This window comes from Legionella sp. MW5194 (genome assembly GCF_016864235.1).
Taxonomy (GTDB): domain Bacteria; phylum Pseudomonadota; class Gammaproteobacteria; order Legionellales; family Legionellaceae; genus Legionella_C.
In genome coordinates, this window is sequence record NZ_CP045732.1 from 2044417 (window position 1) to 2058235 (window position 13819).

The window sequence follows — 13819 nt, forward strand, 5'->3', positions numbered from 1 at the left end:
AATCGAGTCAATGGAAAAACCAGGCACTATACCATAGTCTCCTCCAGCAAGGGATGGCCAGGCTCTTTTATTACTTGGGTAAGGGAGGGAAATGCTTATTGGCCCATTGCAGATTGTTGACAAACTGCTTAAAGGCTTCCAATGTGTTTTCCGCCTTTTCATTCAGGTCGACACGGGTATTTTCAGCGATCAGTTCTTCCTCCGCTTCGGTTTCTTTTTGTTCTTCATGCCGCTGCATGAGATTATGACCCTGTAACGTCGCGTGAAGGCTACCCTCGATATCGCCGTTTAGAATAAATCCTTCACTATTATTGGTTACATCGGTTTCATCGCTATTGGCGCCAGCAGTTTTTGCGCTGTCATCCACAGCAGCTCTAACCACCTGCTGAATGGAACCGGAGCCGGCGACATTAAGGATACGCTGGATCAGGGTGTAAGCCGAGCCTTCAGGCGGGGTGTCCGTGTTATCGGGACGGTATCCTTCTTTCATTTCAACAGGCATGGGCGGGCTCTCCGTAAAACATGGATACCATTATACCATAATGATTAATTTTTAATCAATAAGGCCGTTTGTCCCTTTTTGCCCGGTTTGATGGATCCTTTCTTCTTTGGCAGCACCAGGTAGTCAGCCCCCACAACCTGTTTAAGCCACTGATAAGCGGGATGTCTGGCGGAAGTCACCAGCGACAGGCTCATTTGAGCGCTGCGATTTTCCATGTACGTGGGTTGATAGGCCACTTTGTCTATGGCAGTCACCCCGGCTTCTTTTCTTAAATGGAGGGACAACAGACCGCTGGCACGGTTTTTCAAACTGCCCTGATTGGAAATGAAGTTGCCCAGGGAGTAGGCAATAAACACCTTTTTTCCCTCTGCCGTGCTTACCCAATCGAAGGGTTGCACGCAATGAGGATGCGACCCCAGTATCGCCAACGCACCCGCGTTGGCAAACTCGCGCGCGAGCGTTTTTTGCGCATTATTGGGCCGGGTTTGGTATTCCACTCCCCAGTGCGGGGTGACAATCACGGCATCATGGGTTTTAGCAAGCTCGGCAATCAGTTCAAGCACTTGCGGCTTATCACGGTAACAGAGTAACACCTGGCGATACCTGTCAGTGATGCCGTTTGTGTCTTGAGAGCAGGCTATCCAGGCAATCGACAGGGTGTTCTTAACAGTCACCGTATACCAGGCTTCCTTGCTGTTTCGGGAACGAGTACCAGTGTAAGCCATGTGATGCTCATTTAATGTGGAGATGGTCCGATCGATGCCCAGACTTAAGCGATCGAGGGTATGGTTATTGGCGGTCGACAGGATATCAAACCCGGATAATTTCAAAGCCTTCACTAAATCCCTGGAATAATTAAACATGGGAAAGGACGTATAGGCACGACGTTCATCTTTCGTCTCCTTGCCGTACATGTCAATCATTCCTGCCGTTGGCCCTTCGAGATTGCCGTAGGTGATATCAGCCTTTTTTAATTGGGGAATGGTCGCAGTCCATAACGAATCAAATCCCTGAGCCAATCCCTTTTTCTGTAAAGGGGCATGTAAAAGCACGTCACCCACGGCAATGATGTGAACGGTATCGGCCCAGGTAAGGGTACACAGCAACAACCCTGTCACAACTGGCAGGATGGGAGGCATGGTTATCTCATTCGCGAAAGGTGTTATCCATAAACAAAAAATGTGCCAATTGAAATGTTTCGAGCCACATGAGCTGCCAGCACATTCTCAATTGTCCACAGAGTCAGTACAATGGCTTATTCCTTTAAAAGAGCAATCCACCATGAATGCTATTTTTCACCTCGCTTTCCCCGTTCATGATTTCAACCAGGCTAAACGTTTTTATCAGCAGCAACTGGGTTTTGAGTTAGGGAGGGAATCAGCCCATGCACTCATTTTTAAATTCGGCAGCCATCAGATTGTCGGGCATAAAGTAGATGAACCACTGCCACTGCAAGCAGGGATTTACCCGCGACATTTTGGTTTGATTTTTCTCGAGAGAATGGAATTTGATCACTTTGTCGGGCGCTTGAAACGGCAGGAGGTTCCATACGAGATTCCGCCCAAGATCCGCTTTGCAGGCACCACAATTGAGCATCACTCTTTTTTCCTTAGGGATCCCAGTAACAATTTATTGGAGTTTAAACATTACACTTACCCTGCCGCGATTTTTGCAGAAAAGGATGTTCATCAGGTTGGGGAAAGCCCATAAGCGTTTATAGCGCGGAACAATCAAACTGCTGTTCGTCCAAAGCGACATCAGTACAGTAAAATTCACATAGCGCCTGGCGGAAGCGTGCCGCACGCGGCGGCAAGCCCTGTCGGCAATAGCGAAGGGCCTGCTGATATACCGCCTCTTTAAAGCCCTGATAATCCGTTGGCGCCCCATTGAGGTTATCGAGACTTAGACGAAAACGGCACCCGGCAGCCATTGATAAAATCCACTCCATGGCCTGCGGCTTGACCTCCACCTGCTGAAACAATTGCTGCTGTTCTTCATTACGTCCATCCGGAACATACCAATAACCAAAATCAACCTGCAAACGCCGTTCGGCGCCGGCAATTAACCAATGGGCACACTCATGAAGCGCACTGCTGAAAAAACCATGAGCAAAGACAATGGCATGCCATGGCCGCTCGTTGTCGGCTGGCAGATAAATGGGCTCCTCTTCACCTTTGACCAATCGCGTATTATAGGATGCGGCGAAACAGTGATTAAACAGCGTAATTAAATCCTGATAATGATGCACCATCTTAAATTAAGCCGAAAAAAAAGAATGATTTTATCGTGAAATAGAAGTTGCCTGTAGTATTAAGCCAGGGCTTTCCAACAAAAAGATCAATAAATTTTGAACAGCGATGAAAAAGAGGGAAATTCAGCCTGTTTTATAGCGTATGCACAGACTTATCCACAGATTTTGTGGATAAGTCTGTGCATAACTTACAAAAAACCACAAAAAAACCTTATTAACACTGAGCGAATCAACAAAGATAAACGGAAGTTAACAGATAAAAACAGGGGAAAGCTTGAAAATTATCCACAGGCTTGGTAAAGATAAAAATCCTGCAGGGTTGACTATATTAGCAAATAATTTTTAAAAATACAGTGTTATTTTAAAATAATTTTAAACTATCGGATTTCACGCCCATAAAATGCACAGTGTCTCTCCATTCACTACACTCATAAAAAGAACCCAGTCCGGACACAGCGTGGATGTTTATACTACGCTTTATGCGTTAAAGCAAAATGAACAGGCTTCAGCCTGGCGTGAGGAAAGCATTTCCCGTAACAGCTGGTTAGTTATTGCAGCACCTCATGGCGGCACCATTGAACCGTTTACCCAGGTGATTGCGCGGCAATTAGCCTACCCTCACTATAGTTTATTCCTCTTTGAAGGCTTGAGTCGGCCAGGACGAGCCCTGCACGTGACGTCCACGCGCTTTCGCTCACCCAAACTCGCCCGTCTGCAGCAAGACGCTCGCGTTACTCTGGCGATTCACGGGATGAAAGGACGCATGCACCTGACATTGACTGGAGGACTTAACGCCTTGCTTCAGCGCCACCTCTGCGAGGCCCTGCAATCGGGAGGATTTGCAACCGGACTTTGCGGCGGTTCTTTATCGGGAATGAATCCTGACAATTTCATTAATCTTACCCCCGAGTACGGTGTGCAACTGGAAATTTCCCGCGGCGAGCGAGACGCCCTGCGGGAAGACCCGGAACGCTTTCATCATTACCTTGAACAACTTCGAAGAGGCATTGCAAACTACCAGGCTGCCTGCCTGCATGAAAGACAGGCAGGCAATCCCATTAAACGCGCTTAAATACATCGTGTCCGATAAAACGCGCTCCGGGGCCCTGTGTCGCGATATGCGTTGATTGATGCGCCAGAATCGACGTGGTATCGATCATTGCTTTGCCCTGCTCAATGTTGCCGATAAAAGTCAGCACCGAACCGCAGGCAGGATAATCCACACTGATGGTAATGGCATTTTTTACAATATAACCCACAACAGGACGCTCACTGCCAATCGCTTCCTGGCATTCCCTGGAGGCAACCGCTGTTTTGAAAGTCCCTGACAAGGTGTCTTTTGAGGTAAAATGCAAGGTCAATACTGAACCCCGCTCATTTTTGTAAGTGATGGTTTCACGGGCTGGCGATGTCGCGTCAGCACCGGCAGACAGGGTCACTAATACCGCGCAGGCAATGGCTTTACACTTCATGATATTCTCCATAATGCGTTGTCAATCCGTCATTGACGAGGCGCACTATAACCAAATCACCGAAACTTGTACAGGCTGAATCAGGGAGAAAGCAACTGATGAATCCAGGCGCCATCCCTGTAGCTGAAACAGCTTACATCCGAAAGTTCATCGCTGCGGTAACTGTAACAGTAAACGGTTTGTGGTCTAACACGAAAACCACAATAAAGCGGGCTGGGTGGGATTGGTTTATCCTTCAATTCCATCGTCAGGCGTTCTCTTTTTTGCTCGAGGACGTCTTTACTTGGGATAGGTTGCCCTGACGTGGGGGCGTAACTTGAAAACCGTAACTGTGCTTCGCGCGCATTATTTTGCCAATACCAGGCGGTTTCCTCAGCCGACAGCCCCTGCACTTCGCCTTCAATGCTTATCTGTCGCTGATGCAATTCAAACCAGAACGTCAACACCGCATTAGGGTTAGCCATTAGTTCATTGACTTTTCGGGTCCCTTTTTGAGTAAAAAACAACAGGCTGTCTTCAGTGATTTCGCGTACAGCCACAACCCGCGCATGCGGTACCGGATGAGGCACAGAAGCAACGGTAGACAGCACGGCGTGCTGCGGATTGGCCGCTCCGGCTTCCTTTTCTGCCAAAAGCCATTGCTTAAGGCAAGCAATGGGTGAAAGTACCTGACTCATCACGGAATCCCCGCCTCATCTGATGAAAAAAGAAATTAACGGCGTCACTATAATCAACTCGCCAGGATTTGTACAGCCATGAAGAAAGCAAACGAATGGTAAGGAGTACGGTCGCGAATCACTTACCCGAAACCACGATAAAAACCCGTTAAACACATTTTCATCCCCCCGTTTTTGGCATACTCTAACCACTCCAATGATCCATCGGGAGGGATATGATGAAAGATGATAAAAGGGACAGTAGCGATAGCAAAAATAGCAAACCGACCCTCAATTATACCAAAACCTATAGCCAGTTCCCGAACTATGGGAATACACCTTCGTCAGCCCGGCCGGGAAAACTGAAAACGTACGACAGCAAACCGGCTTCCCCTGCTTTTTCAGCAAAGGACACTAAAAGCGACGCGGAATCAGCGACACTGAAAACCACCCCCTCACTTCCCTTGCCGGGCAAAGAGGACAATGATAACCAGTCCTTCCATGACACCCGGGTGATGAAATTACCGGAGGTGGACTACCTGCCCGCCAGTCCGTCCTCCCTGGGCACGATCCAGGATAACGCACTGCTTGAAATCGATTTGCAGTGGCTCGGAAATCCCGATTCTTTCCGCCAACAAATCATCGCCTGGCAGCAAAGCCAATTTAAAAACAGGCTGTTTGAAATGATTTGCCTGCTGGGTGAGATGCTTAAACTCCCTGGCCAATACCTCCACTTTGTTGATCCATTCAGCAAACAACATTACACCCTGACCGATGATACACCTGACAAGGCGGTTAAGCGGCATTATTCCTACTTTGGTATTCTAAAGCAGTTGCATGCGCTTTTGCGCGACTGCCGTGAGGTGTGTGAAACCAAGGCTTTATTTGAACTTCCCTTGAATTCCGTGGGGAAAGAAACAACCCTTGAAGACGCATTCAAAAGCCGCCCAGTGTTAAGTCTGTTTGCCTATAAAGAGGAACAAAATAAAGCATTGCAGGCTTTTTTAGCCGCGATCCTCGCTAAGGAATCGTTGCAGGAGAATTTAACAAAGGCAAAAACTGCCTTGTTAAACACCCTGTCTGAAAAACAAAAGCAGGATACAACCCTCATGGACAAAGCCGATACGGAAGCCGCCAAAGTCGCCGTGTTGCTTAAGGCTTCGAGTGATCTGATGGATATGTGCATCCGTCTGGACAGTTGCCCTAACCCAAGCTCACTTGGCAAAATCAGGCATTTAACCGTGGTCCAACGACCCACGGCCACTGCCTCAACCGCGGACGGCCATGAATTCATGGATTTATTGGGCTTCCTCAACAGTTCCCACATGCCGCACCTGGAAAGCCTTATTATTGAACACTACGACCCTCGCAACTGCCTTGAACTGAGCAATCTGATTGCTGTTTTGGTGAAGAAAAACAGCGCGCTTAAAATCATGATTAGCCACCATTTTCCTGAAAAAGACAAATGCTCTGTTTTCTCACCCTATCAGGAGAAATACCCTGGCCTCTCGGTTAAGCGGATTAATGTGCAGGCGACTATTGACGTGGATAATGCCTGCACCTTTTTCCCTGCGTCACCCGCGAATAAACGACGAAGCGTTTCGGAACAATCCCCCTCGGTGCGCATTGACTATACACCGAAATAACCTATAGCCGGAAAGATCGCTTTCCGGTAAGATTGGCAATTCTTAAACTGATCAACAGGTTAACTCAATGAGAAGGATTTTCGCTTTTTTACTTTATTTTTTTATTACCCAAAGCATTGCCGCATCGATTTTCTCAGCGGATGACATCAAAACCCTCAAAAAAAATTTCCTCGCCAACATCACCTCCGAGGGCTCCATCATGGCTTCCCCGTCAAAAGCCAACCCAGACTATTATTATGACTGGACGCGTGATTCAGCCATCGCCATGGATCTAATTGAACATTTTTATGAAAGCAACCTTAACGCCAAAGACAAAACGCGTCTGCTGAATTACGTCAATTGGGTAGAACGGGTTCAACACCAGACTGAAACACTGCCTGGCTTTGATATTCTGGGGGAACCCAAATTTTACATGGACAGCCGCCCCTACCAGGGTCCATGGGGAAGACCACAAAATGACGGCCCCGCTCTGAGGGCATTAACACTCATTCGTTTTGCCCAGGTATTGCTGAACCATAACGAATCAGCTTATGTAAAAACCCATCTGTATAACCAGAGCCTGGATACAGCGGACATGGGCGCCATTAAAATTGATCTGGAATACACCGCCCACCATTGGCAGGACATGAACTATGATCTTTGGGAAGAAGTGTACGGCCATCATTTTTTTACAGCGATGTGCCAACGAAAAGCCCTCATCGAAGGCGCGAAGCTGGCCAGGGCGCTTCATGATAATGAAGCGGCAGTCTATTATGAAGCACAGGCCCGCTTTATTGAACTGCGGCTTGGCGAGCATTTAGACTCTAAAAACATCCTCATCCAGGCGACGCTGCCGCCTCATCCAGGACCGCAAAAAACCTTGGAGCTTGATTCAGCGGTGATGTTGGGCGTGCTGTTGGCCAATACCCATGACGGCGTTTATGCTCCTGACAATCTGTATGTAAAAAATACGGCCGCAGCCTTAAAAAGACAATACAGAGCCCTCTTTCCCATTAATGACACCCACTATCAAGCCGTCCTGTTCGGCCGCTACCCTGGCGATACCTATGATGGTTACCGCAATGACGGCGAAGGCAACCCTTGGTATATTCTGACAGCGACCATGGCCGAATATTACTACACCCTGGGCGACATGTTACCGCTCACCCAAGCCAATGGGCCTCTGATTAAACAGTATTTTGAAGAAGGCAACGCTTACCTGATTCTTGTTAAAGACTATGCATCGGATTTAAATTTAAGTGAACAAATCAACTTGTACACCGGCAATCCGCAAGGCGCCAACTCGCTTACGTGGAGTTACGTGGCAACACTTCGCGCCATTATTCTGCAACAGAAGCTCGCAACCAAATTGGGTGAGTTAAGCTGATAAATGCCCGCCTGCGCGGGCAAGACAAGCTTAACTGGGTTACGGCATGCCTTGTTAGGCCTTACCCGCGACGAGCCTCAGTCGTGTAGTTTTCCTTATGATGCCTGCTGACCTGCGGGCATCCATTGCGTGGCAATAATCATCCAGATAGTCGTTATTTCTCCAGGGAGAGGGTTTAACACAAATGGCCAAGCTTGTTCAGGGTATCAAGAACACTATAAGAAGCAAATACGCAATAATTAATCGGAGAATAAACCACGGCCGTGTTAACAGCTGAAACAGCCATTGCCTTTCTTAAAAGGCAATGGCTGTCGTATTAATTAAATAGCGCCTCACCAGCATTATCCAGCGGCAGGGAAGCGGTGGATTGTGCAGCCGGTTTTCTGCCCAATTCACGCAGGGGTTTGCCGCTTAGCAGGTAGTCCTCAATGGACTCCAGGCTGATGTTTTTTGTCTCAGGCATGAAATAAATCGTGTAGACCAGACCTAGTAAACAAATCACGGCATAAATGAGAAAGGTGTATTCAATGCCAATGGCTTTATGCAGGAGAGGAAAGGTAAAAACCGTCAACGTATTAAACGACCAGTTGCTCATGGACGACAGGCCCATTCCCGCACCGCGAACATAGAGGGGGAAAATTTCAGCCATGGCAATATGCGGTACTGGACCAATACTGATGGCAAATGAAAAAATATACACGGTCAGGCAGAGCACGGACAAATAGCCAAGCAGCGATACCTGATACAGGGAAAACACGCTAAGCGCAGCAAGACTGATGCAGGCGCCGCTGAAGCCAATCAACAACAATTTGCGGCGGCCAATCCAGTCAACACAGTAAATGGCGATCACCGTAACCAGTAAATTGACAATGCCAATACCCATGGTGGCAAGAATCTGGCCCGTGGCATTGGTAAAACCCAGGTTTTTAAAAATTTCCGGTGCGAAATAAATAATGACATTAATGCCACTTAACTGCTGCAGGCAGAATAAAATCATCCCCAATGACAAAACGGGCAGCAATGGTTTCCGAAACAAGGCCTTCCAGTTTTTTTCGGCCGGTTCGCGTTTGAGCGTGGTTTCGATGTGGGTTAGTTCCTCAGTAATGGATGCTTGCCGGCGCAGCAGGCGCAGGGAACGGGCAGCGGCTTCGCGTCGGCCGACACTCAATAACCATCGCGGTGATTCAGGCAGAAACAGAATACCTGCAAACAGGATAAATGCCGGTATGGCACTGGAAGCGAACATCGTCCGCCAGGCCTGGTGTTCAATCAGCAGGTAATTGGCACAATAGGCACAGACAATACCAATGGTAATGGCTAATTGATAAATGGCAACCATGGCCCCGCGTAAATTCACGGGCGCCGTTTCAGCCAGGTAGAGTGGTGTTGTAACGGAAGCAATACCAATCGCCAAGCCAAGAACAAATCGCGACACAATGAGCATCCAGGTCGCGGGAGCAAGCGCCGCACCCAGGGCGCCAACAAAAAAAAGTGCGCCGGCAAACGACAATAACGAGCGTCGTCCGACGCGTTTCACGTAACGGGTCCCCAGCAAAGCGCCAATCAGCATGGAGCCAAACAACGCACCAAAAGGAAGTGCGGCGGCCATGGTTCCCACATGGGTGTGGGTGAGCGTAAAATGAGTTTTCAGCAGGTCAAGCGATCCAGCAATAATGCCTTCATCATAACCAAAAAGAAATCCAGCGAGCGAGCCTATTATTGCGACTAACCATGCCATATTCTATCCTTAAAAGTCCATGTTGTTTTTTTAATTTACTGCTGCGGGTTGCGATGCTTTTTCCAAAGCAGTCGAGCACAAATCGGTAATCAGTGACCAGTTTTTTTGTTTAATTGCGTCATCAGGTACAATCCAGGAACCGCCCACACACTCTACATTAGCCAGCGCCAGGTAGTCCAGATAATTCTTGGCATGAATACCGCCAGTAGGACAAAACCTGAGGGAGGGGAATGGGGCAGAAATGGCTTTCAGCATAGGGATACCCCCTACAGCCTCCGCGGGAAAAAATTTAAAATGGCTGTAGCCGCAATTCATCCCTTCCATCATTTCAGACACACTGGAAACACCGGGAATTAAGGGAATATGACTTTGCAATCCTGCCTGCAGTAACTCGGTTGTTGAGCCGGGACTAATGGCAAACTGTGCTCCGGCCTCGGTGCATTGTTGCAATTGCCGACAAGTCATCACCGTGCCCGCCCCCACGCAGGCTTCCGCGAGGCGTTCCCTAAGTAAACAAATGGATTGAAGCGCTACTGGCGTTCGTAACGTAATTTCCAGCACCTTGATGCCACCGTTTAATATGGCCTCGGCCAAGGGTAACGCATCGTCAAGGTGATGGAGAACAACCACGGGAATGATTGGCCCCATCGCCAATACCGAAGCAGCGGATAACGCATTAACAGAAGGCATAATTTTTTTCCATGAGTTGTTTGAGATAAACGGCTGCGCCTAACAATCCCGGCTGTTGTGTTGCTACAACAAAGGTCGCAATGTTACGATTAAAAGCTGCAAAGCGTCCTTTGGCTTCAAAGCGTTGTCTGAACCCGCTTTCTGCCATCATTGGCAATAGCCGGGGCACAATACCGCCAGCAATGTACACACCGCCAAACGTATTGAGTGACAGGGCAAGATCACCCGCAAAGCTGCCAAGGCTGTCGAAGAATTGCGAAACAGCAGCGCAGGCCAGCGGCGATTGCTGCGTCAACGCCTGGTGGGCAATCTCAGCTGCGGTTAACGCTTCAGCCGGTTGCTGGTTAAACGCTGCAATAGCCAGATAAAGGTTTTCGAGGCCCGGACCGGAAATGATTCGCTCAACGGACACATGACCATAACGCGCATGCAAAAAGCGTTGAATAAACCATTCCTGTTCGGTTTGCGCAGCCCAGCCGCCATGTCCAGCCTCGCCAGGCAGAGGGATGTAGCCATCTGCTGAGGGGATTAAATGCGCCACGCCAAGCCCTGTCCCGGCCCCCAATACCACCATGGGCTTGCTATTATCCACCAGCCCGGCACCAATCTGCACTCGATCAGCGGTGGGCAATACCGGGAGGCTCATTGCCGTCGCCGTAAAATCATTAACTACCTGCAGTTGCTCCAATTGCAGCTTATGTTTTAAATCCTGAATGGAAAATTGCCAATCCAGATTCGTCATGCTAATCCGATCACAGGTTACAGGACAAGCAATGGCAATCGCAGCGTAGCGTACATTCTGTAAATGCTGACTGGACTGATAATGCTTAAGCGCGGCATCCAGGCCGGCAAATTGAGCACAGGGAAAAACAGCGAGGCGATCAACCCTCAGAGTACGCAAATCGACACGGCCGAATCGAGCATTCGTTCCGCCAATATCCGCGACAATGGCGTAAGTAGTCGGGTTAAGCATAACCATCATCCTCACTCATAAACAGACTGCAAGCCCCCTCTTCAGCACCGGAGAAATGCCTTCTCAAGTTGCCGAACAGTTCCCGTCCCATGCCATGATGACAGGAGGTTAAATCGCTTGTCTGAGGCGAACGTCCTGCCAATTCCTCGTCGCTGACCAACAGCTGCAAAACCCCTTCCCGGCCATCCACACGCAGGCGGTCGCCATTTTGGATTTTGGCAATCACGCCGCCATCCATTGCTTCCGGGGTAACATGAATCGCCGCCGGTATTTTACCGGACGCGCCAGACATACGCCCATCGGTCACCAGCGCCACCTGATAGCCCCTATCCTGTAATACGCCCAGAATGGGTGTGAGTTTATGCAATTCCGGCATGCCGCAGGCTTTGGGCCCCTGAAAGCGGACAACCACGACACAATCTTTATTCAGTTCGCCAGCTTTAAACGCTGCTTCCAGTTCATGCTGGCTGGCAAAAACAGCAGCCGGGGCTTCAATCACCTCCTGATGGTCAGCCAGCGAAGAGGTTTTCATCACAGCCCGGCCGAGATTACCGTTTAAAACCTGCACCCCCCCCTGCGGTTTAAAGGGCTTTTCAGCCGAAGTTAATACCTGCTCATCAAGGGAGTGCTTAACACCGTTGACCCATTGCAGCTGATTGGCGTCAAGTAAGGGTTGCTCGGTGTAACGACCGAGACCAAAACCAGCCACCGTTTCGACTTCCTCATGCAGCAAACCGGCATCCAGCAGAGTCTGAATGAAGTAAGCCATGCCGCCTGCCTGGTGAAAATGGTTAATATCGGCCTGACCATTGGGATAAATTTTGGCAATGAGCGGCGTGACTGTCGATAAATCAGCAAAATCGTCCCAATTGAGCACAAAGCCCGCGGCGCGCGCAATAGCGATGAGATGCATGGTATGGTTCGTGGAGCCACCAGAAGCCAGCAGACCTACCACGCCATTGACCAAAACGGCGGCGGTTATCAATTTCCCTAAAGGCAGATAGTCATTGCCCAAATCCGTTAACTGCACAACACGGCGGGCGGCGGCGCGTGTTAATTCCTGGCGCAGGGGGGTATTCGGATGAACAAACGACGAGCCAGGCAACTGCAGGCCCATGACTTCCATGACCAACTGATTGGAATTGGCGGTACCATAAAAGGTACAGGTCCCCGGGCTATGGTAAGACGCGGCCTCCACATCCAGCAAAGCGTCCTCATTCACGAGTCCTTCCGCATACAACTGACGTACCCTGGCTTTTTCCTTGTTGGCAATGCCGCTGGGCATGGGACCTGCAGGAACAAAGAGAAAAGGCAGGTGGCCAAAAGCCAGTGCCGCCATCAACAGGCCCGGTACAATTTTATCGCAGATCCCCAGCAACAATCCGCCGTCAAACAGGTTATGTGAAAGACTCACTGCTGTCGCCATGGCAATGACATCACGGCTTAGAAGGCTTAACTCCATGCCCGGCTGTCCCTGAGTCACACCATCGCACATGGCCGGCACCCCACCGGCAAATTGGGCCACGCCCCCTGCTTCACGGACCGCAAGCTTGATAAGCGAGGGATAAGACGCATAAGGCTGATGGGCTGAGAGCAGATCATTATAGGAAGACACAATGGCAATGTTGGGCTTCACCATGGCGCGTATGTCGCTCTTGTCGTCAGCATTGCAGGCGGCAAACCCATGGGCAAGGTTCCCGCAATGCAGCGCTTTGCGGTGTGGGCCCTTAAGGCGTGCTGCCTCAAGTCGTTTTAAGTATTGTTCGCGGCTTTTCAGGCTTCGTTCGTTGATTTTGTCAGTGACCTGCTGAATGACTGGATGCATGACTCACCTCATTGCGCGGCAAACATCACTTGCACGTCCGTGCCAGGATGTTGCAGGAAAGCTCGAATCGGCATGGCGGTGGCTCTGTCGGAGGCTAAAGCCAGGTTAAGCACCGCCAGTTTGTTTTCACCAACTAAATGCAGATAAACATGCCGGCTGTTCAGCAGCCTGTTTTTACTCAGTGAAATCCGCGGGTATGGCGCTGTTTTCGGCACAACGGTTAAGACAATAAGCTCTTCATCATGAAGACCCGACTCAATTTGTTCACTGCAGGGAAACAAAGAGGCGGTGTGCCCGTCTTCGCCCATACCCAGAATAACGATATCAAACACCGGCAACGTTTTAAGGCGGTCTTCAATGTCCGACAGGCGTTCGTCCTGTGTCGGTTTATCGCTATGGAGACTGATAAACTGTGCATGGGCTGCCTGGTGCTTAAGAAGGTAGCTTCTCACCAGGGTTTCATTGCTGTCCGGATCCGTCGGCGCCACACATCGCTCATCACAGAGGGTAATGGTGACCTTATGCCAATCCAGCTCGGCCTGAGCCAAACGCTGGAACAATGCTTTGGGCGTGCTTCCTCCGGAAACCACCAGATAGGCCTGCCCACGCGCCTTAATGGCCTGGTCAAGAATCCTGGTAATCTCGCTGACAAATTGCTCATTTAATAGGGTTGAATCGTTAAAATGATTTAATTGCATCC

Annotated in this window: 14 protein-coding genes; 4 read left to right on the forward strand and 10 right to left on the reverse strand. The window is 49.5% G+C overall.

The genetic code is table 11. The annotated features are described in order from the left end of the window. Nucleotides 1-70 precede the first annotated feature (70 nt). Both GH742_RS09510 and GH742_RS09515 read right to left on the reverse strand, forming a co-directional pair. Nucleotides 71-502, reverse strand: a complete 432-nt coding sequence (locus GH742_RS09510; protein WP_203454744.1) for a hypothetical protein — start codon at nt 500-502, stop codon at nt 71-73. A 44-nt stretch (nt 503-546) separates the two neighbouring features. Next, complete coding sequence (locus GH742_RS09515; RefSeq protein ID WP_203454745.1) at nt 547-1641, reverse strand: CapA family protein; 1095 nt, start codon at nt 1639-1641, stop codon at nt 547-549. Nucleotides 1642-1783: 142 nt separating this feature from the next. Here GH742_RS09515 and GH742_RS09520 point away from each other — a divergent pair, with 142 nt between their 5' ends. Next, a complete protein-coding gene (locus tag GH742_RS09520) occupies nt 1784-2212 on the forward strand; it encodes a VOC family protein (RefSeq protein ID WP_203454746.1) in 429 nt (142 codons plus the stop codon). A 4-nt stretch (nt 2213-2216) separates the two neighbouring features. On the opposite strand, the gene GH742_RS09525 is transcribed toward GH742_RS09520, so the two are convergent. Further along, the gene (locus GH742_RS09525) at nt 2217-2750 is read right to left on the reverse strand and encodes an elongation factor P hydroxylase (RefSeq protein WP_304607798.1); all 534 of its coding nucleotides are present in this window, start codon (nt 2748-2750) and stop codon (nt 2217-2219) included. Between the two features lie 460 nt (nt 2751-3210). On the opposite strand from GH742_RS09525, the gene GH742_RS09530 reads away from it, so the two are divergent. Continuing rightward, nucleotides 3211-3825 carry a poly-gamma-glutamate hydrolase family protein gene (locus GH742_RS09530; protein ID WP_203454748.1) on the forward strand — a complete coding sequence of 205 codons (615 nt, stop codon included), beginning with the start codon at nt 3211-3213 and terminating at the stop codon, nt 3823-3825. Here the strand turns inward: GH742_RS09530 and GH742_RS09535 are convergent. Together GH742_RS09535 and GH742_RS09540 are read right to left on the reverse strand one after the other, a co-directional pair. After that, complete coding sequence (locus tag GH742_RS09535) at nt 3812-4225, reverse strand: avidin/streptavidin family protein (protein WP_203454749.1); 414 nt, start codon at nt 4223-4225, stop codon at nt 3812-3814. The two genes, GH742_RS09530 and GH742_RS09535, sit on opposite strands and share 14 nt — an antisense overlap. Nucleotides 4226-4305: 80 nt before the next feature. Then, entirely contained in the window at nt 4306-4902 is a 597-nt protein-coding gene (locus tag GH742_RS09540) for a pyridoxal 5'-phosphate synthase (RefSeq protein WP_203454750.1), read from the reverse strand. Nucleotides 4903-5117: 215 nt separating this feature from the next. Here GH742_RS09540 and GH742_RS09545 point away from each other — a divergent pair, with 215 nt between their 5' ends. Next, entirely contained in the window at nt 5118-6527 is a 1410-nt protein-coding gene (locus tag GH742_RS09545; RefSeq protein ID WP_203454751.1) for a hypothetical protein, read from the forward strand. Between the two features lie 67 nt (nt 6528-6594). Beyond that, entirely contained in the window at nt 6595-7893 is a 1299-nt protein-coding gene (locus GH742_RS09550; RefSeq protein WP_203454752.1) for a glycoside hydrolase family 15 protein, read from the forward strand. Between the two features lie 316 nt (nt 7894-8209). On the opposite strand, the gene GH742_RS09555 is transcribed toward GH742_RS09550, so the two are convergent. Genes GH742_RS09555 through pgl form a run of 5 tightly spaced genes read right to left on the reverse strand, consistent with a single transcriptional unit; the run spans nt 8210 to nt 13817 of the window. After that, nucleotides 8210-9631: a sugar porter family MFS transporter gene (locus GH742_RS09555; protein WP_203454753.1), complete on the reverse strand. Its 1422-nt coding sequence runs from the start codon at nt 9629-9631 to the stop codon at nt 8210-8212. 30 nt (nt 9632-9661) lie between these two features. Continuing rightward, nucleotides 9662-10348, reverse strand: a complete 687-nt coding sequence (locus GH742_RS09560; RefSeq protein WP_370569558.1) for a bifunctional 4-hydroxy-2-oxoglutarate aldolase/2-dehydro-3-deoxy-phosphogluconate aldolase — start codon at nt 10346-10348, stop codon at nt 9662-9664. Then, on the reverse strand, nt 10308-11300 hold the full coding sequence (glk, locus tag GH742_RS09565) for a glucokinase (RefSeq protein ID WP_203456907.1): 993 nt from the start codon (nt 11298-11300) through the stop codon (nt 10308-10310). The genes GH742_RS09560 and glk overlap by 41 nt, the downstream gene beginning before the upstream one ends. Next, nucleotides 11287-13119: a phosphogluconate dehydratase gene (gene edd / locus GH742_RS09570; protein WP_203454755.1), complete on the reverse strand. Its 1833-nt coding sequence runs from the start codon at nt 13117-13119 to the stop codon at nt 11287-11289. Before edd ends, glk begins: the two co-directional genes overlap by 14 nt. Before the next feature lie 8 nt (nt 13120-13127). Continuing rightward, the gene (gene pgl / locus GH742_RS09575; RefSeq protein WP_203454756.1) at nt 13128-13817 is read right to left on the reverse strand and encodes a 6-phosphogluconolactonase; all 690 of its coding nucleotides are present in this window, start codon (nt 13815-13817) and stop codon (nt 13128-13130) included. Nucleotides 13818-13819 lie beyond the last annotated feature (2 nt).